The organism is Pseudomonas xanthosomatis, assembly GCF_019139835.1.
Taxonomy (GTDB): domain Bacteria; phylum Pseudomonadota; class Gammaproteobacteria; order Pseudomonadales; family Pseudomonadaceae; genus Aquipseudomonas; species Aquipseudomonas fakonensis.
The window spans coordinates 5,357,178-5,379,254 of the sequence record NZ_CP077075.1; the positions used below are offsets into that span (position 1 = coordinate 5,357,178).

The 22,077-nt window shown below is 63.8% G+C and carries 22 protein-coding genes and 1 pseudogene; 5 read left to right on the forward strand and 18 right to left on the reverse strand.

Annotated features, from left to right (window positions below; all coding sequences use genetic code 11):
• Positions 1 to 29: 29 nt before the first annotated feature.
• From KSS93_RS23675 to KSS93_RS23690, 4 genes and pseudogenes are all read right to left on the reverse strand, one after another.
• Positions 30 to 1,127, reverse strand: a complete 1,098-nt coding sequence (locus tag KSS93_RS23675; protein WP_217886219.1) for an IS630 family transposase — start codon at positions 1,125 to 1,127, stop codon at positions 30 to 32.
• Positions 1,128 to 1,364: 237 nt separating this feature from the next.
• A pseudogene (locus tag KSS93_RS23680) lies at positions 1,365 to 1,529 on the reverse strand (DUF892 family protein); the annotation flags it as partial.
• Positions 1,530 to 1,605: 76 nt separating this feature from the next.
• Positions 1,606 to 2,976, reverse strand: a complete 1,371-nt coding sequence (gene chrA, locus KSS93_RS23685) for a chromate efflux transporter (RefSeq protein WP_217886220.1) — start codon at positions 2,974 to 2,976, stop codon at positions 1,606 to 1,608.
• Between the two features lie 2 nt (positions 2,977 to 2,978).
• Complete coding sequence (locus KSS93_RS23690; RefSeq protein ID WP_217888795.1) at positions 2,979 to 3,911, reverse strand: chromate resistance protein ChrB domain-containing protein; 933 nt, start codon at positions 3,909 to 3,911, stop codon at positions 2,979 to 2,981.
• Positions 3,912 to 4,419: 508 nt separating this feature from the next.
• Here KSS93_RS23690 and KSS93_RS23695 point away from each other — a divergent pair.
• A complete protein-coding gene (locus tag KSS93_RS23695) occupies positions 4,420 to 5,049 on the forward strand; it encodes a TetR/AcrR family transcriptional regulator (RefSeq protein ID WP_217886221.1) in 630 nt (209 codons plus the stop codon).
• Positions 5,050 to 5,258: 209 nt separating this feature from the next.
• Here KSS93_RS23695 and KSS93_RS23700 read toward each other — a convergent pair whose 3' ends face one another.
• Complete coding sequence (locus KSS93_RS23700) at positions 5,259 to 6,041, reverse strand: class I SAM-dependent methyltransferase (RefSeq protein WP_217886222.1); 783 nt, start codon at positions 6,039 to 6,041, stop codon at positions 5,259 to 5,261.
• A 95-nt stretch (positions 6,042 to 6,136) separates the two neighbouring features.
• On the opposite strand from KSS93_RS23700, the gene KSS93_RS23705 reads away from it, so the two are divergent.
• A complete protein-coding gene (locus tag KSS93_RS23705) occupies positions 6,137 to 6,757 on the forward strand; it encodes an energy transducer TonB (RefSeq protein ID WP_217886223.1) in 621 nt (206 codons plus the stop codon).
• Between the two features lie 2 nt (positions 6,758 to 6,759).
• On the opposite strand, the gene KSS93_RS23710 is transcribed toward KSS93_RS23705, so the two are convergent.
• From KSS93_RS23710 to ppc, 7 genes are all read right to left on the reverse strand, one after another.
• Complete coding sequence (locus tag KSS93_RS23710) at positions 6,760 to 7,449, reverse strand: extensin-like domain-containing protein (protein ID WP_217886224.1); 690 nt, start codon at positions 7,447 to 7,449, stop codon at positions 6,760 to 6,762.
• A gap of 6 nt (positions 7,450 to 7,455) precedes the next feature.
• Entirely contained in the window at positions 7,456 to 8,286 is an 831-nt protein-coding gene (locus KSS93_RS23715; RefSeq protein ID WP_217886225.1) for an isocitrate lyase/PEP mutase family protein, read from the reverse strand.
• Positions 8,287 to 8,316: 30 nt separating this feature from the next.
• Entirely contained in the window at positions 8,317 to 9,186 is an 870-nt protein-coding gene (locus tag KSS93_RS23720) for a DUF72 domain-containing protein (RefSeq protein ID WP_217886226.1), read from the reverse strand.
• Between the two features lie 3 nt (positions 9,187 to 9,189).
• A complete protein-coding gene (locus KSS93_RS23725; protein ID WP_217888796.1) occupies positions 9,190 to 9,477 on the reverse strand; it encodes a hypothetical protein in 288 nt (95 codons plus the stop codon).
• Positions 9,478 to 9,610: 133 nt separating this feature from the next.
• Positions 9,611 to 10,285 carry a tRNA (adenosine(37)-N6)-threonylcarbamoyltransferase complex dimerization subunit type 1 TsaB gene (tsaB, locus tag KSS93_RS23730; protein ID WP_217886227.1) on the reverse strand — a complete coding sequence of 225 codons (675 nt, stop codon included), beginning with the start codon at positions 10,283 to 10,285 and terminating at the stop codon, positions 9,611 to 9,613.
• A gap of 347 nt (positions 10,286 to 10,632) precedes the next feature.
• Positions 10,633 to 11,283: an adenylate kinase gene (adk, locus tag KSS93_RS23735; RefSeq protein ID WP_217840000.1), complete on the reverse strand. Its 651-nt coding sequence runs from the start codon at positions 11,281 to 11,283 to the stop codon at positions 10,633 to 10,635.
• Between the two features lie 258 nt (positions 11,284 to 11,541).
• Positions 11,542 to 14,172, reverse strand: a complete 2,631-nt coding sequence (ppc, locus tag KSS93_RS23740) for a phosphoenolpyruvate carboxylase (RefSeq protein ID WP_217886228.1) — start codon at positions 14,170 to 14,172, stop codon at positions 11,542 to 11,544.
• A 144-nt stretch (positions 14,173 to 14,316) separates the two neighbouring features.
• Between ppc and KSS93_RS23745 the strand changes: the two genes are divergently transcribed.
• From KSS93_RS23745 to lptF, 3 genes are all read left to right on the forward strand, one after another.
• Positions 14,317 to 14,661: a pilin assembly protein gene (locus tag KSS93_RS23745; protein WP_217886229.1), complete on the forward strand. Its 345-nt coding sequence runs from the start codon at positions 14,317 to 14,319 to the stop codon at positions 14,659 to 14,661.
• Positions 14,662 to 14,924: 263 nt separating this feature from the next.
• Complete coding sequence (locus KSS93_RS23750) at positions 14,925 to 15,338, forward strand: DUF4398 domain-containing protein (RefSeq protein ID WP_217886230.1); 414 nt, start codon at positions 14,925 to 14,927, stop codon at positions 15,336 to 15,338.
• 52 nt (positions 15,339 to 15,390) lie between these two features.
• Positions 15,391 to 16,179: a lipotoxin F family OmpA-related lipoprotein LptF gene (gene lptF / locus KSS93_RS23755; RefSeq protein ID WP_217886231.1), complete on the forward strand. Its 789-nt coding sequence runs from the start codon at positions 15,391 to 15,393 to the stop codon at positions 16,177 to 16,179.
• 254 nt (positions 16,180 to 16,433) lie between these two features.
• Here lptF and KSS93_RS23760 read toward each other — a convergent pair whose 3' ends face one another.
• The 6 genes from KSS93_RS23760 to lysS all read right to left on the reverse strand — a co-directional run bounded on the left by KSS93_RS23760 (position 16,434) and on the right by lysS (position 22,058).
• Complete coding sequence (locus tag KSS93_RS23760; RefSeq protein ID WP_217840007.1) at positions 16,434 to 16,763, reverse strand: PA3694 family proteiin; 330 nt, start codon at positions 16,761 to 16,763, stop codon at positions 16,434 to 16,436.
• Entirely contained in the window at positions 16,760 to 17,683 is a 924-nt protein-coding gene (locus KSS93_RS23765) for an alpha/beta hydrolase (RefSeq protein WP_217886232.1), read from the reverse strand. Before KSS93_RS23765 ends, KSS93_RS23760 begins: the two co-directional genes overlap by 4 nt.
• The gene (locus KSS93_RS23770) at positions 17,655 to 18,989 is read right to left on the reverse strand and encodes a flavohemoglobin expression-modulating QEGLA motif protein (RefSeq protein WP_217886233.1); all 1,335 of its coding nucleotides are present in this window, start codon (positions 18,987 to 18,989) and stop codon (positions 17,655 to 17,657) included. The genes KSS93_RS23765 and KSS93_RS23770 overlap by 29 nt, the downstream gene beginning before the upstream one ends.
• Before the next feature lie 97 nt (positions 18,990 to 19,086).
• A complete protein-coding gene (locus KSS93_RS23775; protein ID WP_217840009.1) occupies positions 19,087 to 19,635 on the reverse strand; it encodes a hypothetical protein in 549 nt (182 codons plus the stop codon).
• A 27-nt stretch (positions 19,636 to 19,662) separates the two neighbouring features.
• Complete coding sequence (locus tag KSS93_RS23780) at positions 19,663 to 20,367, reverse strand: TetR/AcrR family transcriptional regulator (RefSeq protein WP_217886234.1); 705 nt, start codon at positions 20,365 to 20,367, stop codon at positions 19,663 to 19,665.
• 188 nt (positions 20,368 to 20,555) lie between these two features.
• Positions 20,556 to 22,058: a lysine--tRNA ligase gene (gene lysS, locus KSS93_RS23785; protein WP_217886235.1), complete on the reverse strand. Its 1,503-nt coding sequence runs from the start codon at positions 22,056 to 22,058 to the stop codon at positions 20,556 to 20,558.
• Positions 22,059 to 22,077 lie beyond the last annotated feature (19 nt).

The window sequence follows — 22,077 nt, forward strand, 5'->3', positions numbered from 1 at the left end:
TCTTTGACGGGCTTTATTAACCCCCCATGCTAGTGTCCCGTCTCAGATAAAACGTTCTTTTTCATCGCGCCTGCCATCGCGTCTCGGGCACTCTGGATCTTGCGCAAGATGTCTTCACCTTTCGCGTTCCAGACGTACCGGCAGGGCTGAGCGTTGTGCAGCGCCAAGAACGCGGTGATGGGGCTAGCCAGTTCGCGTGTCGAACTAAAGCTGCCATCGCGCAGGTAGACGGTGATGTCCCGGAAAAAGCGTTCAACCATGTTCATCCAGGAGCTTGAGGTCGGGGTGAAGTGCAGATGAAATCGTGGATGACGTTTGAGCCATTCCTTGACGACCGGATGCTTGTGCGTGGCGTAGTTATCCACGATCAAGTGCAATTGCAGGTTCTTGGGTGTTTCCCGGTTGATCTTTTTCAGGAAAGCCAGCCACTCCTGATGCCGGTGCTGTGTTTCGATGCTGCTGATCAGCCGACCCTGGAGGTAATCCATGGCCGCGAACAGCGTTAGCGTGCCGTGACGAACGTAGTCATGGGTCTGTGTGCGGATGTGGCCAATGCCCAATGGCAAGCCTGGTTGCGTGCGTTGCAAGGCTTGAACCTGGCTCTTTTCATCGCAGCAGAGCACCAGCGCTTTATCCGGTGGCGCCAGATACAGTCCAATGACGTCCCAGAATCTCTCTTCGAAATGCGGGTCATTGGACAGTTTGAAGGTGCGAGTCAGGTGCGGTTTGATGTCGTTCGCGGCCCAAATTCGTTGGACGCTGGCAGGCGAAATACCGGCGACTCGCGCCATGCTGCGGCAGCTCCAACGAGGTTGGCCAATGCGTGGTTGAGTGACCTGCTCAAGCGTTCGTTTCAAAGCTTCGGCAGGTAAGGAAGTTTTGCGTCCTCGCCCAGGCAAATCCACTAAGCCTTGTAGGCGCTGGGCTTGAAAACGCTTGCACCAGCGGGTGATCGAAACAACGGAGAGGCCGGTCAATTCAGCGATTTCGTTACGTGAATGACCTTGAGCAGCCAGCAAGATTACACGCGCTCGGCGACCGTCGCGCTGGCTGATGGTCGCCGAGCGAACCCGCCGGCTCAACTCAACCTGCTCATCGTCACTGAGCACAATGGCTTGAGAGTTCACGGCTCCACTCCTCTTTGTGGCTGACCAACGAAGCGTAGCTCAAGTGGGTTAAGTTATTTCCGAGACAGGACACTAGCGTTGAACTTGATGAAAAGGCTACAGCTGTAGCCGAGGCGATGAAGAATCGCACCCAGTCGAACCCAGAGGCCCAGCCTCTGACCGGTGCGGAGTTAGGCAAGGTCAATAGCGGGCAGTGAGAGGCGCCCGCGCCAAATGGACCCGGCGCGGGGCTAAGCCTTAACGCTTGGCTTCAGCATCAGGGTCGGCCGACCGGGCCAGGAAGGCACGGGTAATCTCCGGAAGATGCTCTTTCAGCCATTCGGCCATGGCGACTTCTTCTTTCAGAATCGAGCGGCACGCTTGGGCAGTAGCCTGATCTCCGGCCGCCTCAGCCGCCTCGATGGGGTCGCCTGTGGACGTCGCTAGCAGAAGCCGCGACCGACACGAAGTGTCGACCTTCCGGGCATATCCTCTGGCTTCATACACGCAGCATGTGAACTGCCAGGCCGGCCAGTGCACAGGCAAACAGCACCTGTATCACACCGCGCTTGAAGCGGAACAAGGCAACTGCTGCTGCAACCGCGATCCCCGCAGATGGCCAGTCAAACGCCCCGCTAAAGCCCTTCGGCCAAAGCACGTGGTAGCCAAAGAACATCGCGAGGTTGAGGATCACGCCTACTACTGCGGCCGTGATCCCCATCAGAGATGCAGTGAATTTCATCTCGTTATGGGTCGATTCCACCAGCGGGCCACCGGCGAGGATGAACAGGAACGACGGCAAGAAGGTGAACCAGGTGACGAGGCTCGCCGCGACCGCGCCGGCAAGGAATGGGTATTCGGCACCGAACATCGGTTGCACGTAGCCACCGACGAAGCCGACGAAGGCAACCACCATTATCAGTGGCCCTGGCGTGGTTTCCCCCAAGGCGAGGCCATCGATCATCTGGGTTGGCGTCAGCCACCCGTAGTGCCCGACAGCGCCCTGGTAGACATAGGGCAGCACAGCATACGCACCGCCAAAGGTCATCAGCGCGGCCTTGGTGAAGAACCAGCCCATTTGCGTCAGGGTTCCATCCCAGCCAAACGATAGCGTCAACAGCCCCATGGGCAGGGCCCAGAGCCCTGCACCGACCAGCAGCAGGCACACCAGATGCCCCCAGTTGAAACGGGCATGCTCAGGGGGTGGGGTGTCGTCATCGATCAAAGCCGGGCCATAGCTGTTTTTCGCGGCCCCATGACCGCCGCCGATCACAAACTTGCCTGGCGCAAAGCGCCCCCCCACATAGCCGATGACGCCAGCCCCTAGCACGATCAGTGGGAACGGCACGTTGAGGGCGAAGATGGCTACGAACGAGGCTCCGGCCATGGCCCACAGCCAGCCATTCTTCAGAGCGCGTGAACCAATCCGGTGGGCGGCGTGGACGACAATGGCCGTGACCGCCGGCTTGATGCCATAGAAGACTCCCGCGACCACCGGTACTTCGCCAAAGGCGACGTAGACCCAGGACAACCCGATAAGGATGAATAGCGAAGGCAGCACGAACAATACGCCGGCAATCACCCCGCCCCAGCTGCGATGCATGAGCCAGCCGATGTAAGTGGCGAGCTGCTGAGCCTCGGGGCCAGGCAGCAACATGCAATAGTTCAAGGCGTGCAGAAACCGCTTCTCACTGATCCAGCGGCGACGCTCGACCAACTCCTGGTGCATGATCGAGATCTGCCCAGCGGGCCCGCCAAAGCTGATGAAGCCTAACTTGAGCCAGAACAGGAAGGCTTCATAGAGACCGATCGGCTGCCGGGTCGCTTGCGATGGCGGCTGTTCACTCACTGCGGAGGTGGTATCAACCATTTTTAGGCTTCCTCACTTGCAAAAGCCGTCAGCAGACCATCGAAGATGCCTCCGGCGACCATGCTCAGTTGATCGTCATCGCCAATGCTCTCTCTCATGCCGGCGAGGACACGCTCGATACCTGATGCTTCGGGAGGTTGGTAGCCTCCTACATCCAGGTAGTGGATGACACCAGCCAGGCGTGCCAGGCCTGGCTGCTGAACGGCAAAACTCTCAATGAGGGTTTCGAAGGACACCCGCTGGCCTACGTGGCTGAATCTGGCCCCATCAAAATCGAAGCCGAGCGCATCGCTTGGGCAGTCACTGGGACTGTCCAACCAAATGAATCGGGCGTCGGGATCGATGAAGCGACGGATCAGCCAGGCACTTGCCAACCGGTCCACCCATGGGCGCTTTCGCGTTGCCCATCGGCGACCTTGGTATTCGCTGCGCTCCAGCTGGGTTATGGCCTCATCGTGTGAACTTGGCTCATCGGAGGACAGAGCACAGCTAATCGCGGTCTCAAGCTCCTGCAGGGCAGAATCGGCTTGAGCCTTGAGCACGCCTGGGAAGAAGTCGATCGCCGCCAACTGGCCGAAGGCCTTCCTGAGCTTGCGCACTTGCCGGGCTATCTGCAGCGCATTATCCGGGGATAGGTCAGCCCGCCAGCCTGCAATTTCCTCCAGCAGCTTGGCGTACTCATCGCTTCTGTCGAATAGCCCGCTGAAGCGTTCCTCGTGCTCAGGCAGTGACAGCAGAAATGCCGTTCCGTTGATGGCCAGCACATCTCTCTCCACGGCTTCAAACGCTTCACGGCCCACGCTTTTGCCAGGCAGCAGGTATACACCATCCCGCAGAACTGCGGCACCAGAAGCCTTCAGGGTTCTCCAAGCGCGCATCCGCTCGGTAGCGTTCGCCGTGGGTAGACCAAGGATCAACAGCAACCATTCGATAATGTAGGCATCTCAACAACAAATGTATTTATATCTACACTAATCGAGATTCATCCAAATGCAATGGCTAGTCAGGGGGTGTGCTGAATATTATGAAATCGTCAAAAAACAGTTGTCCGTCGATTAAAATAACACCCGTAAATTACCATCCAGTATCGCTTTACTCCTCGCCCCCCTAATTTTAGCCCCCCTTCAGCAATATCATCATCAGACACTAAGTGCACCTGGTAAAAATCATGATACCCGAAAGCGAGCATACTCCAACTACTACTGGTAAACTCGTGACACATCTAGTAATTAGTGCACTGTTCTTTTAATACATCCAGGTTTTGATGGATTAAAATTCTGAGATCGGTGAAAAATCAAGAGCTAACCCGTTGATTTGGCTATGCCTGAATTCTAGTTTTGGGGGAAAATTGATGAATTCATGATTGCATTGCGACGTATGCCAGCCCCCGGATGCGCCGCGACCCGGTAAACTGCCCCCTTTTCACAGGCACAACGGTTACCCATGTCCAACGACGCACCCATCGGCCCAGGCCGGCCAAAGGACCTGGCCAAGCGCGAGGCCATCCTCGAGGCCGCCAAGTCGCTGTTCCTCAGCCTTGGCTATGCCAACACCAGCATGGATGCAGTCGCTGCGGCGGCAGGTGTTTCGAAGCTCACCGTGTACAGCCACTTCACCGACAAGCAGACGCTGTTCGGCGCTGCGGTCATGGCCACCTGCCAGATGCAACTGCCGGACCTGATCTTCGAATACCCCGAAGGGGTGCCGGTGCACGAGGTGCTGCTGAACATCGCCCGAGGCTTTCAGGCACTGATCAGCAGTGACGAAGCGGTCAAACTCAGCCGCCTGATCATGGCCCTGGGCAGCCAGGACCCAAGTTTTGGCCAGTACTTCTACGAAGCCGGGCCCAAGCGGGTGTTGGCGGGGATGGAGGCGCTGCTGCGCCAGATCGACGAGCAGGGCATGCTGCGCATTGCAAATCCGCTGCATGCCGCCGAGCACTTCTTCTGCCTGGTCAAGGGCGCGCCGGACTACCGCTTGTTGCTGGGTTTTGCGGGGCCGCTGCAGGGCGATGAGGCCGAGGCCCATGTGCAGGAAGTGGTGGGCGTGTTCATGCGGGCGTTTCGGCCGTAAAACATTGCGGGGCTTGGGCAAAGTCCCAGGCAAACGCTGCACCTGTAGGAGCCGGGCTTGCCGGTGCCGGGCACCGCGTCGCCATCTTCGCGGGCAAGCCCGCTCCCACAGGAGCGACGAAGCCCGAAACAGACACCGTACCCGTGGGGGCTTTAGCCGCGAACACCGGCGCAGCCGGTGCCAGGCACCGCGTCCCTGGCCACTTACAGTCAGGCTTTCAAGGCCTTCTTCGGGTAGATGTCATAGCGGCTCGACTTGCCTTCCAGGCTATGGCTGGGCTTGGGCCCATCGATGATCGGCGCCTTGCGCGGGCGTTTGACCACTACCCGGTGACTGGCCAGGGCCAGCGCGGCTTCGAGCAGCGCCGGGGCATCCAGGTCATCACCCACCAAAGGCCGAAACACCCGCATCTCCTTTTTCACCAACGCGCTCTTGTCACGGTGCGGGAACATCGGGTCGAGGTAGATCACCTGCGGCGCCTCACCCTCCCAGGCACGCATGCGCTCGATGGCGTTGCCGGTCAACAGGCGCATGCGCCCGACAATCGGCCCGACTTCTTCATCCACCCGGGCCCGCGCCAGGCCGTCTTCCAGCAGCGCGGCAATCAACGGCTGGCGCTCGATCAGGGTCATCTGGCAGCCGAGGCTTGCCAGCACGAACGCATCCTTGCCCAGCCCTGCCGTGGCATCCAGTACCTGCGGCCGCACGCCTTGAGCGATACCTACCGCCTTGGCGATCATCTGCCCGTTGCCACCGCCGAACTGGCGCCGGTGCGCCGCCTGGCCTTCAACAAAGTCGACCCGCACCGGCCCCGGCGCCTGCGGGCCAAGTTGCTGGATCTGCAAGCCATCGGGGCCAAACTGCACGGCAAATTCGGCCATATCGTCAACCAGCGGCAAGCCCAGGCGTTCAGCCCAGGCCTGTGCCTGCTGCTCAAATTGCGCGCCCAGCGCCTCGACCCTGATACCTGCGCCCTGCCCTTGCTCTGCCATCGGTTACCGCACTCGAAAAAATTAATGAAAGCCCGGCCACGGCCGATACAGCGAATATCCCGCTATTCTGCCAGAGCACAACGCGCGCGACTGCCATGTCAGACACTCTTCCCCTTGGCTTGACCTACCTGTCGCCTGTCGGCAACTACGGTCGACAGAATACCCAGGCACTGGGTGGCGTCAGCCACCTGTGGCAGGATTTCTTCGCCCGCGCCATGGCCGAGCAGCAAGAGCCCGAGGTCGACAGCGTCAGCCAGGCACTGGTGCAGTACGACCAGCAAAGCGGCGAGCCGATCGGCGGCGCCAAGGCCCTGGCCCTGATCGAGATCCAGCGCGCCCTGCCGGTGCAGGACACCATCGTTGCCCCGCCCGAGCCGCTGTTCCTGCCCAAGGCCGAGCTTGAAGCCAAGCTGCTGCCCCCCGCCCCCGAGCCGTTCAGCGCCCTCGAACTGATCGAACAGCAGCGCCAGCTCGACATCAGCAACAGCTGGCTGCGCCCGGTGGTGATGAGCCAGGGCCACCCTGCTGATGAGCCTGGCCCGGCGCCGGCAACCCGCCCGCTGTTCCTGCCGATTGCCGAGCTTGAGCGCAACCTGCTCGACCCGGCCCCCGAGCCGTTCGATGAGGCCACCCTGGCCAAGCAGCAGAACGACCTGGAATTCGACACCCACTGGGCGCGCCCGGTGGTGCTGAACAACGTGCGCGTGCACGCGTAAGTTCAGCGGCAGACCTGCCAGAAGCCCATATCGAAGTGAAAATGGTTGTGATGGGCTGCGTTGTAGTCCGGCCCCAAAACCGTGCTGAAACTGTCGCAGGCGCCGTCACGCACCTCACGTAAAAAACGCGCCTTGTCGCCCTCCCCCTGCCAGTCACGCGCCAGCACGATGCGCTGGCCATCCTTCAGGCGAAAACCGCTGATATCCAGGGCATTGGCCGTGGCGTGCTGGCTCAGACGCCCCTGCTTGCGGTGGTAGACGTTGCGGCAGGCAAAACTGCCGAGGTGATCGACCTGCGCCACCGGCTGGCCGAACACCCGTTGCGCCGCCGGCTGCAGGCCGTGCACCTCGAACAGCGCATAGGCCACCGCCAGCGGGCAGCTGGCGAGGAAACTGCTGCTCAGCCGCGCCTGGCCGCCCTCGATGCGCCATACGTTGTGCAACGGGCAATCGGCACTGGCCGGGCTGTCGGCTTGCTGGCGCACGCGCAGGGCCGAGGCCTGCAAGGCCTGGCGGCACAGCTCAGGGTCATCACGCAGGCGCGACAGCTTCCACGGGGTGAGCAGGTTCGGCGGCTGGTGCACATCCAGCACTGCCCAAGGGTTCCAGGCATCCGGCAGGCGCCAGCCCTGGTGCCAGGCCAGGCCCGCCATAGCCAGCAGGCCGGCCAGCAGCGCTAAAGCTACGCGCATGCAGCCTCAGCGACGGAACAGGTCATTGAGACGCGCAAACGGCAGGGCCTGTTCACCGTAGCCGAACGTGCCCTGATCGCGGATCTCCAGCGCCGCACGCTCGAAGGCGCCCAGCGCGGCGCGGGCCAGGGAAGACCCCACGCTGATGCGCTTCACGCCCAGGTCCTGCAGCTGGTTCACGCTCAGCGGCACGCCCGCCAGGCCCATCAGCACGTTGACAGGCTTGGGCGCTACCGCCTGTACCACCGCGCGAATTTCATCGACGCTGCGCAGCCCCGGGGCGTACAGCACATCGGCGCCCGCCTCGGCATAGGCTTGCAGGCGCACAATGGTGTCGTCCAGGTCCAGCCGGCCGTGCAGCAGGTTTTCTGCGCGGGCGCACAGGGTGAAGGGGAATGGCAGGCTGCGCGCCGCCTGCACCGCCGCACGCACCCGCGCCACCGACAGCTCGAAATCGTAGATCGGCGCGTCGCTGCGCCCGCTGGCGTCCTCGATCGAGCCGCCCACCAGCCCCGCCTCGGCGGCGCGCAGGATGGTCTGGGCGCAGTCTTCGGGCAGGTCGCCAAAGCCGTTTTCAAGGTCCGCTGCCACCGGCAGCGGCGTGGCATCGACGATGATGCCGGCGTTATCCAGCGTTTCGTCCAGGCTCAGCGCGCCCTCGGCATCAGGCCGCCCCAGGCTGAACGCCAGCCCCGCGCTGGTGGTGGCCAGGGCTTCGAAGCCAAGGCCGGCAAGCAACTTGGCAGAACCTGCATCCCAGGGGTTGGGGATGACGAACGCCCCATCGCGCTCGTGCAGTGCCTTGAAGGCTTCGGCTCGCAGGGTTTGCACATCCATGGTTCAACCTCCGGCAGGGGGTGTGAGTGGTCAGAGTAGGCCCAGTTGTTCGACCTCGGGCGCCCGTGGCAATTCCACCAGCGGCGCCAACCCAGGCAGGCGCGCCATCAGGCGTTGGTGAAAACGCCGGGCCAGCGCTGCGGCCAGGCGGTTATCGCTGGTGTGCAGGAATACGTAGGGGCTGCGGCCCTCCTCGATCCAGGCCCCGACCTTCTCCACCCACGGTGTGAGAAAGCTTTCGTTGGCCTCAAGCTCCGGGTGGCCAATGAATCGCACCTGCGGGTGCTGGCTGAACGCGCACGGGCGTGGCGGTACCTTGGGCTTTTTGGCTTGGGCGTGAAGTACGCCGGGCTCACGCGAGGTGCAACTGAACAAGGCCCGCGGGTCCAGGCAGATGCGCTCGACCCCGCGCTCGTGCAGCAGGCGGTTGAGCTGGCGCTCGTCCTGGCCCTTGGCGAAGAAGGCCTCGTTGCGCACCTCCACCGCCACCGGCACGCCGATCTCGTCGATGAAACAGGCGAGTTCCCCCAACCGCGATGGCCCGAACTGCGCCGGCAGTTGCAGCCAGTACGGCGCCACACGCTCACCCAGCGGTGCCATCAGACGGGTGAAGTCCTGGGCTGAGTCCAGCTGCGCGCGCAGGTCATCGACGTGGCTGACGTCACCGGGGAACTTGGCAGTAAAGCGAAAGCCCGCCGGCATGATGCGCGCCCAGCGTTCTACCGTGGCGGGCGCGGGGCGGGCATAGAACGTGGTATTGCCCTCGACGGCGTTGAACACCTGGCTGTACAGCCCAAGCATGTCACCCGTGCGGGCGTCGGCGGGGTAAAGGTACTCGCGCCAGGCGTTTTCGCTCCAGGACGGGCAACCGAGAAAATAAGGCAGGGGGGACGCAATCATCCGTCAAATGTACAGGTCCAGCCCCAGCACTTCCATGTCCCAATCGGTAAAGCCTGCGGTGGTCAGGTAGCTGGCCAGGGCGGTGGAGGTGCGCCGGTCACGGGCGCGGGGGAAGATCATGTCCTGCTGGCGGGCCGGCAGGTCGCTTTTGCGGCGGTTGGTGCGGTTGAACTGCGCATCGGCGTCATCGACGACTTCGGCCTCTTCTTCTACAGCTTCGTCCCGCACATTCGCCTTGCGTGGCGTGCGCTTGATGGGGTAGCTGGATGAGGAGAAGCCGTCGATACGCATGGCATGGGCACTCAGGATCAATGATGGCAATTTAGCAGCATCAGGATTCCATCGCTAATGCCCGAACGATAACTGGACCACAGTTCACACAAAAGGTTTATTTCGAACGGCAATAGCCGACGAACTGCTGCCTTCAGCGCGCCTTGGGGGTTGCCACATTATCGCGCAGGTAAACCGGTTGCGCTTGTTCGGCGGCGACTGCCTCGCCACGGGCCCAGGCAAAGCGCGCCAGGCTGAGGATGTCCTGGGCGTCGGGCAAGGCGCTCGGGTCGCTGCTGGCCAGTTGCACCGCCAGGCGCTCGGCCAGGCCCCAGCCGGTGCCGGCACCGTACCAGTCGCCGCCCAGGCCGTCTGGCAGGGCCACCCGCTCCGGTGCAATTACTGCTTCCTGGCCGATCAGGCGCATCTCGCCCTGTTCGGCGCGGTAGCAGCCCCAATACACCTCATCCATGCGAGCATCGATGGCCGCAGCCACCTGCTGTACCCCGTGGCGGCGCAGGGCGCCCTGGGCCAGGGCTGCCAGGTTGGAGGTGGGCAGTACCGGGCGCTCGAGGGCAAAGGCCAGGCCCTGGACCACGCCGATGGCAATGCGCACGCCGGTGAAGGCGCCCGGGCCACGGCCGAAGGCGATGGCATCCAGCGCGCTCATGGCCACGCCGGAGTCGGCCAGCAGCTGCTTGATCATCGGCAGCAGCTTCTGCGCGTGCATGCGCGGGATCACCTCGTAGTGGCTGGTCACCTTGCCGTCATGCAGCAGGGCGACGGAACAGGCTTCGGTGGCGGTATCCAGGGCCAGCAGGGTGGTCATCGAACGGGTATCCAGGGGCAAAAGAGCGGGCAAGTATAGAGCAGCGGGCCCTTAGTGGGGAGCGGTCAGTGCGGGGGCTGCCTTGCCAATCATCTGAAGGCCGGCACGCGTCCTGTGGGAAGCGGCCTTGTGTCGCGATGGGCTGCGAAGCAGCCCCAGGATCTCAACCTCATGCAAAATCGTCGGGACTGCTTCGCAGCCCATCGCGACACAAGGCCGCTTCCCACAGCAGTCACGCTCGCTTCCAGATCATCAGCACAACAGTTCCCACACAAACCCATCCCGAAACGCTCAGCCAGAAACAACAACGGCCCGCAAGCGGGCCGTCGTGGTGCAGGGAGCGTGGATCAGCTCAGGGCTGCCAACACCTTGGCGGTGATCGACTCGACCGAACCGACACCTTCGATGTGGCTGTACTTCGGCTTGCCGGCGTTGGCGGCCGACAGCTTCTGGTAGAAGTCCACCAGCGGCTTGGTCTGGCTGTGGTAGACCGACAGGCGGTGGCGCACGGTCTCTTCCTTGTCGTCGTCGCGCTGGATCAGCTCTTCACCGGTGACATCATCCTTGCCTTCAACCTTCGGCGGATTGTACTGGATGTGGTAGGTGCGGCCGGAAGCCAGGTGCACGCGGCGGCCAGCCATGCGGCCGACGATCTCTTCGTCGTCCACGGCAATTTCAACCACGGCGTCGATGTCGACACCGGCGGCGACCATGGCTTCAGCTTGCGGGATGGTACGCGGGAAGCCGTCGAACAGGCAGCCATTGGCGCAGTCTGGCTGGGCGATGCGCTCCTTCACCAGGCTGATGATCAGGTCGTCGGAGACCAGCTGGCCGGCGTCCATGACTTTTTTCAGTTCCAGGCCCAGCGGGGTACCGGCCTTGACGGCGGCACGCAGCATGTCACCGGTGGAGATCTGTGGAATACCGAACTTCTCGGTGATGAACTTAGCCTGAGTACCTTTACCGGCCCCGGGAGCTCCCAGCAGAATTACGCGCATCTTGTGCTCCTCATATTTTTTTATGCAAATCAACGGATTCGGCGCACAAGGCCAACTCCGGAAAATCGGACGAGACCGTCAAATCGGTCAGAAGGCTGCTCAAGATACACAGCGCCCGCCCCCCCGACAAGCGTCCCAAAGTGGCAACAAAGGGTCCGGCGCAGCCTGCCCGGGTGGCGGTTGCGCCCGTCGCAACCAGGCGCCCTGCCCCTGCCCGGGCGCCATGGGCGCACCGGCCAGGGGCAGGCGGCAAAGGCGTCAGCCGGTGTTGCGCAGGCCCGCCGCGATGCCTGCCACGCTCACCAGCAAGGCCTGCTCCAACGGGCTGTCCAGAGCGGCTTCGCGGCTGCGCGAACGGGCCAGCAGCTCGGCCTGCAGGCGGTGCAGCGGGTCCAGGTAGGTGTTGCGCAGGCGGATGAATTCCAGGGTCTCGGGGCTGTGCGCCAGTAGCACCGGCTGCCCGGTCAGGCCCAGCACCACCCGGCATGACTGCGACAATAGGTCGCGCAGCTGCGCACCCAATGGCAACAGCGGCGGTTGCACTAGACGTTGGTCGTAGGCCTCGGCAATTTGCGCATCGGCCTTGGCCAGCACCATCTCGAGCATGTCGATGCGGGTCCTGAAAAACGGCCACTGCTCGCGCATCTGCGCCAGCAACTCACCCTGCCCGCGCGCCAGCGCGTTGTTCAGTGCCGTCTCCCAACCCAACCATGCCGGCAGCATCAGGCGCGTCTGGGTCCAACCAAAGATCCACGGGATCGCCCGCAGGCTTTCGATACCACCGGCGCGGCGCTTGGCCGGGCGGCTGCCCAGGGGCAGGCGGCCGAGCTCCTGCTCGGGGGTGGACTGGCGGAAGTACTCGACGAAATCCGGGTTTTCGCGCACCACGTCGCGGTAAGCCTTGACCCCGTCGGCGGCCAGCTGGTCCATCACTTCGCGCCAGGCCGGCTCCGGCGGCGGTGGCGGCAGCAAGGTGGCCTCTAGCACAGCAGCCAGGTACAGGTTGAGGTTTTGCTCGGCGATGCCCGGCAGGCCGAACTTGAAGCGGATCATCTCGCCCTGCTCGGTGGTACGGAAACGCCCGGCCACCGACCCCGGCGGCTGCGACAAGATCGCCGCATGGGCCGGGCCGCCGCCACGGCCAACGGTGCCGCCACGGCCATGGAACAACAGCAGCTCGACCTGGTGCTCGCGGCAGATGCGCACCAGGTTTTCCTGGGCGCGGTACTGGGCCCAGGCGGCGGCAGTGGTGCCGGCATCCTTGGCCGAGTCGGAATAGCCGATCATCACCTCTTGCGGGCCATGCAGGCCGGCGCGATAGCCCGGCAAACCGAGCAGGCGCTCCATCACCGGGCCTGCGTTGTCCAGGTCGGCGAGGGTTTCGAATAGCGGCACCACGCGCATCGGCCGGGTCAGCCCGGCCTCTTTGAGCAGCAGTTGCACCGCCAGCACGTCCGAGGCGGCGCCGGCCATGGAAATCACATAAGAGCCCAGGGAGGCCGCCGGGGCGGCAGCGATTTCACGGCAGGTGGCGAGCACCTCAGCGGTGTCGGCCTGGGGCTTGAAATGCCCGGGCAGCAATGGCCGGCGGTTTTTCAGCTCGGCCTGCAGGAAGCTGATGCGACGTTCTTCATCCCAGTCGGCGTAGCGCCCCAGGCCCAGGTAGTCGGTGATCTCCGACAAGGCATCGCGGTGGCGGGTGGAATCCTGGCGCACGTCCAGGCGCACCAGGAACAGGCCAAAGGTTACCGCGCGGCGCAGGCAGTCGAGCAACGGGCCGTCGGCGATCACGCCCATGCCGCACTCATGCAGCGACTGGTAGCACAGCTCCAGGGGCGCGATCAGTTCGCGGTTGTTTACCAGCACCGCAGCGCTGGCCGGCTGAGGCGCTGCCAGCGAGGCATGGGCCCAGGCGCGGGTGGCGCGCAGGCGGTCGCGCAGTTGCTTGAGCAGCGCGCGATAGGGCTCTGCGCTGTCGTCGCCCACCTGCTCGCGCAGCGCAGCGCTGGCGGCCTGCATCGAAAGCTCCGCGGCCAGGTAGTCGATATCGCGCAGGAACAGGTCGGCCGCCATCCAGCGCGCCAGCAGCAATACCTCGCGGGTTACTGCGGCGGTGACATTGGGGTTGCCGTCACGGTCGCCGCCCATCCACGAAGCGAAGCGCACCGGCGCGGCTTCCAGCGGCAACCGCAGGCCGGTGGCTTCGAACAGCGCGGCGTCAACCTTGCGTAGGTGGCTGGGGATGGCCTGCCACAGTGAATGCTCGATCACCGCAAAGCCCCACTTGGCCTCGTCCACCGGGGTGGGCCGGGTGCGGCGGATTTCTTCAGTGTGCCAGGCCTCGGCGATCAGCCGGCGCAGACGCTCGCGCACCTGCTGGCGTTCGGCGGGCAGCAGGTCGCGGTGGTCCTGCGCGGCCAACTGCGCGGCGATGGCGTCGTACTTCTGGATCAGCGTGCGGCGTGCCACTTCGGTGGGGTGGGCGGTGAGCACCAGCTGGATGTCCAGCCGCGCCAGCTGGCGCGCCAGGGTGTCGTTGCCGTGCCCGGCCGCCTTGAGCCGCGCCAGCAGTTCAGGCAGCGCGCGGTCTTCGAACGGCTCGGGCTGGCCGGCATCGCGGCGGCGGATCAGCTGGTACTGCTCGGCGATGTTGGCCAGGTTCAGGAACTGGTTGAAGGCCCGCGCCACCGGCAGCAGGTCTTCTTCGGCCAGGTCGTCCAGGGTCGAGCTCAATTGCTCGCCCTCGCCGAGGCGGTCGGCCTTGGCGCTGTGGCGGATCGCCTCGATCTTGTCGAGGAACGCATCGCCATGCTGCTGGCGGATGGTTTCGCCAAGCAGCTCTCCCAAAAGGTGCACATCCTCACGCAAGCGCAAATCGATATCGCTCATCGGGCCTCTCCAGTCCAGGAAACAGCAGGCCCCAAGAGTGCCCACTCACGCCTGCGCCTGGCAAGCCGGGCGCGGCCAAAGCAACTAAAGTCAATACAGGTCATCCGAAGCAATGCCCCCTCCAAGGCTTTGACAGAGGTCATCATGAAAATCCGCGAACTCGCCCAACACTGGGAACAGAATGCCGCCGGCCGCCTGAGCCCCACCGGCCACCAACTGCACCTGGACATAGAAGCCGAAGCGCGCCTGGCGGCGCTGGTGGACATGTACCCCAAGCGCAGCGCCGAGGAACTGCTGGGTGAACTGGTAGCCGCCGCGCTCGAGGAGCTGGAAGCCAGCTTCCCCTACATCAAGGGCCAGCAGGTGATCGCCACCGACGAAGAGGGCGACCCGCTGTACGAGGATATCGGCCCTACCCCGCGCTTTCTGGCGCTCTCGCGCCAGCACCTGCACGCCTCCAGCAGCGCCCGCGACGACGAGCGCCACTGACCCGCCGATTGCCTGCGGGCCTTGTCGCACAAGGCCCGCAATACCTCCCTGCACGCGCAAAGTTCCCAGCTTTTTGCGCTGACCAATTGGTCAGCAAAAAAAGTGTTTAGCGTGCGAATTTTTCTGAACTATCGGAAAAACGCCTCGGTCACAGCCAATAGCCATCACGGCAAAACCCTGCAAACACGGGCGTTGCAGCGCCCTTACGCCCAGGGAAACAGCGATGGACCGGTTGCGGACATCGTCGTTAACAGGAGTGACCAATGGAGTTGACCACCATGAAGACCCGCATCGTTAAACCCGCCTCCCCCCACCTGCGCGGGCTCAAGCTGGCCGCACTGGCACTGGGCAGCAGCCTGCTGCTGGCCGGTTGCGCCGGCAAGCCGCCCACCGAGCAGTACGCCGTGACCCAATCGGCGGTCAATTCGGCGGTCAGCGCTGGCGGCACCGAGTTCGCCGCGGTGGAAATGAAAGCGGCCCAGGACAAGTTCAAGCAGGCTGAAATCGCCATGCACGACAAGAAATATGACGAGGCCCGGATGCTGGCCGAGCAGGCCGAATGGGACGCCCGCGTGGCCGAACGCAAGGCCCAGGCAGCCAAGGCCCAGAAAGCCCTCCAGGACAGCCGCGAAGGCGTCCAGGACGTGCGCGAGGAAGGCCTGCGCAGCGCCGAGTGAGCCTGCCCACGCCCCTTGAGCCTTCGTCGATAGCAATCAAAGGATGAACACTATGCGCAACTACGTCATGATCCCCGCCCTTCTGGCCCTGAGCGTAGGCCTGGCGGCCTGCTCCCACGACCCAAATGCCAACCTGGAATCGGCCCGCACCAACTTCTCGGCGCTGCAGAGCGACCCGCAGTCGAGCAAGGTGGCCGCCCTTGAGACCAAGGACGCCCAGGACTGGCTGAACAAGGCCGACAAGGCCTACATGGAGCGTGAGGACGACAAGAAGGTCGACCAGCTTGCCTACCTCACCAACCAGCGTGTGGAAGTGGCCAAGCAGACCATCGCCCTGCGCACCGCCGAAGCGGAGCTGAAAAATTCTGCCGCGCAGCGCGCCCAGGCGAAGCTGGACGCCCGCGACGCGCAGATCAAGAAGCTGCAGGACAGCCTCAACGCCAAGCAGACCGACCGTGGCACCCTGGTGACCTTTGGCGATGTGCTGTTCGACTTCAACAAGGCCGAGCTTAAAAGCAGTGCCTACCCCAACGTCACCAAGCTGGCGCAGTTCCTTCAGGAAAACCCTGAGCGCAAGGTGATCGTCGAGGGTTACACCGACAGCGTCGGTTCGGCCAACTACAACCAGACCCTGTCCGAGCGCCGCGCCGGTGCCGTGCGCATGGCGCTGGTACGTGCCGGCGTCGACCCTGCGCGCATCGTCGCCCAGGGTTACGGCAAGGAGTACCCGGTGGCTGACAACACCAGCAACTCGGGGCGTGCGCAGAACCGTCGGGTGGAGGTGACCATCTCCAACGACAACCAGCCGGTGGCGCCACGTTCGGTGAGCCAGGTGCAGTGACGGCTGCTGGCTGAATGAAAAAACCCGCCTGATGGCGGGTTTTTTCTTGGGTTGTCTCTGGGCTATCCGCGCGGCGCATTGCAGGCTTCGCCCAAAGGTATCGCATGACCTCCAGGCCTGCGCTGTACCTGTAGGAGCCGGCTTGCCGGCGATAAGGCCAGCCCAGGTAACCTCGATCTGCGGCCTGGCACCGGCGTTGCCGGTGATCGCCGGCAAGCCGGCTCCTACAGAGAGCGCGGTTGCACGGTTCGCGATCACTGCACCTGCTGCTGCGGCGTCTCCTGCCCCATGCAGCGCACCGCGCGCTTGCGGTTGTCCACCAGCACGCCGGTCAGGCCCTTCTGCTGGGTGTCGAACAGCACCAGCACGCCATCGACGCACTGCGCCACCTGCGGTGCCGGGTCCAGCGATACCTTGTAGTCCTCGCCGGGGATGGTCTTGAGCATGGTGAAGTCCTGCAGCAACAGGGCATCTTCAGGCTTGGCGAAATGCAGGTAGCCGTAATACCAGAGGGCCCCCACCGTCACGATGATGCTGCCGACACCGGTCAGGATCAGCGGGATGGCGTTGCGTTCTTCACTCATTGCTGGTTGTTCTCGTCAGGGTAGTTGGGTACTTCGGCCAGGCGGCGCAGGCCGTTGAAGTGGCTGGGGTCGTCCAGAAAGCGCAGCATCACCTCACGCCATGTCGGGTCGGCGAAAGTCTGCACATGGCCACCCCGGGTAAGCTGCAGCACCCGCGGCGGCGGGGCGTGCTGGTACAAACGGATACCGTTTTCAAGCGGCACCAACTGGTCGTCCAGGCTGTGGAAGAACAGCTTGGGCGGGCTGCTCAGCTGTTCGATGGAGCGGATCGCGCTGTCGCCATCCGGCACCAGCCACGACAGCGGCACCTGCAGCGGCCAGGTCAACCACGAGGTGCTCAGGGCATAACGGCCGACACTGCGGTAGCTGGCCGGCACGCCATCGAACACCAGGGCACTGAAGCGCTGGCGCTGCTCGGGGTGCGCCGCCAGGTAATGGATGGCCATGGCCCCGCCCAGGCTCTGGCCCAGCAGCACCAGCGGCTTGCCCTGCACCTCGGGGGCGCGGTCCAGCCAGGCCATGGCGGCGGCGATATCGTCGTACACCTCGGGCAGGCTCGGCTTGCCCTGCGACAGGCCATAACCGCGGTAATCGATCATCAGCACCTGCCAGCCCTGCTCGGGCAGCCAGTAGCTGCCGCCCAGATGGCCGGCCAGGTTGCCGCCGTTGCCATGCAGGTGCAGCACCGTGCCCTTGACCTCGGCCCCGGCCTTGGCCGGCAGCCACCAGCCGTGCAGGCGCACACCATCGGCGGTGGTCAGGGTGATGTCGCGGTACGCAAGCTTGGCCCGCTCGGGGGTGAACGGCTGGCCGCGCTCGGGGAAGAACAGCAGGCTGCTGCAACCGCCCAGCCCCAGCAGCAGCAGGCCGAGCAAGAGCAGGCGGCAGCGCTCAGAGAATGTTCGCGTAGTCGGCTTCAATACGGTCCAGGCTCAGGTGGTTGAGGAAGTTGGAGAAGCACATCCAGGCCGACAGCGCGTTAAGGTCACGGAACTGCTCCGGCAGGTACTTGGGCGGCTCCACCAACCCTTCTTCGACCAGCTGGCGCAGCGTACGCATGTCTTCCAGGGTGGTCTTGCCGCAGAACAGCAAGGGGATCTGCTCCAGCTTGCCCTTCTTCACGGCCAACTGAATGTAGTTGTAAACCATGATGAAGCCCTTGAGGTAGGACAAGTCCTTGGTGAATGGCAGGCCGTTGGGCACCGAGCCGCGGAACACCCGGCTGGCGTTGCTGTAGCTCTGGGCCATCTCGAAGCCCTGCTCGCGGAAGAAGTTGAACACCTGCAGGAAGTCGGCGCCCTCCTCGACCATGTGTATGGCCCGGGTGCGGTTGGCCAGCTTGCGCAGGCGGCTGGGGTAGGAGGCGAAGGCGATCACCTCCATCAGGATCGCCAGGCCTTCCTGGGTCACGGTCGACGAGGGCGGGCCCTTGGCCAGGAAGGTGCAGATCGGCTGGTTCAAACCGTTGAGCGTAGTGCCCACGTGCACCAGCCCCTCGTGCACCTCCAGCGCGCGCACATCGCGGCTGTTGAACATGGCGTCGGCGCGCACCTTGATGTAGTCGGCGCCGGCCGCAGCGTCGGCGACGATACCGTCGGACTCGAACACGCGAATGGTCCCTTCGGCCTCGCCGAACACCTTGTTCAGCCGGTGCTGGAGAATCTCCACGGCCTCTTTTGCGGTGAGGTTTTTCGGTTCGTCCTTGAGGTCGCCGCGCCCGTCGATGTTGTCGAGGTAGTTGGACAGCATCAGGCCCAGGTCGGCCAGGGTCGGGTCACCGGCGTGGAAGGCGTCTGAGGCTGCGCCGTAGAGCTCTTGCGAGATCAGCCCGAAGTCCTCGGTGCCACGCGCCTCGAGCATGCGCACCACCATGCGGTACTCGCGGCACATGCGCTTCATGATCTGCCCGACCGGGTTGAACTGGCCGAGCTGGCGGATGATGTCGCGCTCGATGCTCTGGAACTCGGCCTTCACCGCGCCGGAGTCGAACGACAGCGGGCGGTTCTGGTAGTAGGCCCGGTCGATGGCCGGCGGCTCCTTGCCCTTGGCCTTGAGGAAGCCCTGGCGCACGCTGTCGTCCCATTTCACCGCATCCAGCACCCGGATCGGAGTCTGGGCCGCGACGATGCGGTCGGAGAGGCTGCGGATGGTCTGCTGGTATTCGTCCACCGGGGACTCCTTATCGGAACATTGTGCCAAGCGCTGCTTTGCCTGTGCGGGCCTCATCGCGGGCAAGCCCGCTCCTACAGGGGCAGCATAGGGTTCGAGCCGAGCACAGTACCTGTGGGAGCGGGCTTGCCCGCGAAGAGGCCGGCACAGCCGACTACTTGCCGGAGCGCTGGAAGCGCGCCACCTCGACGAACAGGTCGGAGTTGGCCGGGTCGTCCAGGTAGGCCAGCACCCGCGCCGAGGGGCTGTCGATCAGCACGCCTTCGCCGTTCTCGTCCGGTACCTGGGTGGTGCGCCCGGTCAGCTCTTTCTGCTCCACCGCCTGCTGCACCTGCTCCACATCCAGGTTGTACAGCACCAGCTCCTTGCCCTCGACGATGTCGAAGCCGCCTATCAGGAAGTTGCCACCCATGGCCTTGGGCACGCCGGCCGACAGGTACCAGCGGTTGCCATGGCGCGAAACGGTGAAGGTGTACTCCTGCGCCGCCTTGCCCTTGGCCGTGGCCACGGCCTTGTAGGCGTCGGCGCCACTGCGGCTGATCACAAGCTTCAACGGCTCGCCCCAGGCATCCTTGCTGCTCCACTTGCCAAGCAGCGCCTTGGGCGCTGCCTGGTTGGCCGGCAACGGCTCGTGGAAGGTCACCAGACACCCGCCCAGCAAGAGGAATGACAAGGTCAACAACACCACACGCCAGGCTTTCATCAGGTTCTCCTTGAAAATTCGGTCGCCTCAGGCCGAAGCCAGCACCATCTGCAGGTATCGGACAAGAATAGCGAGCATCTGCTCATCGGCCTGTGCATCAGCGCCCTTGAGCAGGCCCTGATATTCCATCTGCTCGATGATGGCCGTCAACATCTGGGCGTCCTGCTCGGGCTGGCGCGAGCCCACCACCTGCAGCATCTGCCGTGCGCCATGCAGCAGAATCTGCTCGTGGGCGCAGACCAGCTCGGCCAGGCGCGGGCACAGCAGCGCCTCCTGGCGAAAGCCCTGCTCGGCCATTAGGAAGTCGCGGCGGTTGTTGAGCTGGCGGATCACATAATCGGCGGTCATGCGTGCCACTTCGTTGACCAGCCGCGCCCGCGCCTCGGGGCTGCCATCGCCCTGGGCCAGCAGCTGGCGCAGCACCACTTCGGTATTGGCCCACAGCTTGGCCATGTAGGCGGCGCTGCGTTCGACGTACTGGGCGAAGGTGTCGGCCAGCAGGTCCTGGATATCCTTGAAGTAGTAGGTGGTGGCCGACAGCGGCACACCGGCCTCGGCGGCCACCGCACGGTGGCGCACGCCGCGCACGCCGTCGCGCACGACAATGCGCATGGCGGCATCGAGGATCTGCTGGCGGCGCTGCTCGCTGCCCTGGCGGGCAGTTTTGCGGCCTTGGTACTGCACGCTCTCGGCGACGGCGGTGGCGATGCCGGCGGCGCCTTGTGGGACCATTGCGGGTGTCACGATAAATACCTCTTGGAGTCATGCGCAGCTTGTGCCGGCCCTTTCGCGGGTAAACCCGCTCCCACAGGTAATTTATTCAGCTGTGAGAGCGGGTTTACCCGCAAAAGGGCCGGCACAGACAACATAAAGCTTCAGGCATGAAAAAGCCGCCTCGAAAGGCGGCTTGTTCACATCGCTCAGGCCTGCGGGCGCATGTGCGGGAACAGGATCACGTCGCGGATCGACGGCGAGTTGGTCAGCAACATCACCAGGCGGTCGATGCCGATGCCTTCACCGGCGGTCGGCGGCATGCCGTACTCCAGGGCGCGGACAAAGTCGGCATCGTAGTGCATGGCTTCGTCGTCACCGGCGTCTTTCTCGGCCACCTGGGCCAGGAAACGCTCGGCCTGGTCTTCGGCATCGTTGAGCTCGGAGTAGGCGTTGGCGATTTCGCGGCCACCGATGAACAGCTCGAAGCGGTCGGTCACGGCAGGGTTTTCGTCGTTGCGACGCGCCAGCGGCGAGACTTCGAACGGGTACTCGGTGATGAAGTGCGGCTGCTCCAGCTTGTGCTCGACCAGCTCTTCGAAAATCATCACCTGCAGCTTGCCCAGGCCTTCGTGGCCGAGCACCTTGGCGCCGGCCTTCTTGGCGATGTCGCGGGCGCGGTCGACGTCCTGCAGGTCGGCGGCGGTCAGCTCGGGATTGTACTTGAGGATCGAGTCGAACACCGACAGGCGCACGAACGGCTCGCCGAAGTGAAACACCTTGTCGCCGTAAGGCACGTCGGTGCTGCCCAGCACCAGCTGCGCCAGCTCGCGGAACAGTTCCTCGGTGAGGTCCATGTTGTCGCGGTAGTCGGCGTAGGCCTGGTAGAACTCGAGCATGGTGAATTCAGGGTTGTGACGGGTCGAGACACCTTCGTTACGGAAGTTGCGGTTGATCTCGAACACCTTCTCGAAGCCGCCCACCACCAGGCGCTTGAGGTACAGCTCCGGCGCGATGCGCAGGAACATGGCCATGTCCAGGGCGTTGTGGTGGGTTTCGAACGGCTTGGCCGCAGCACCGCCAGGGATGGTCTGCAGCATCGGCGTTTCGACTTCGAGGAAGTCACGCTCGATGAGGAACTTGCGGATGTACGAGATCACCTGCGAGCGCACACGGAAGGTGTGGCGGGTTTCTTCGTTGACCATCAGGTCGACGTAGCGCTGGCGGTAGCGCTGCTCGGTGTCGGTCAGGCCGTGGTGCTTGTCCGGCAGCGGGCGCAGCGACTTGGTCAGCAGGCGCACGTTGGTCATTTCGACGTACAGGTCGCCCTTGCCGGAACGGGCCAGGGTGCCTTCGGCGCTGATGATGTCGCCCAGGTCCCAGGTCTTGACCGCGGCCAGGGTTTCTTCGGGCAGGGTCTTGCGGTTGACGTAGACCTGGATACGGCCGGTCATGTCCTGGATAACCATGAACGAGCCACGGTTGAGCATGATACGGCCAGCCACCTTGACCGGGATCGCGGCTGCTTCCAGCTCTTCCTTGGTCTTGTCCGCGTACTGCTTTTGCAGGTCGTTGCAGTAGCTGTCGCGACGGAAGTCGTTGGGGAAGGCGTTGCCCTTGGCGCGTTCTGCAGCAAGTTTTTCCTTGCGCAGGGCGATCAGGGCGTTTTCTTCCTGTTGCAGGTCTTGCGATTCGGTCTTGAGGTCGCTCATGTCGTCAGTCTTTCCATCA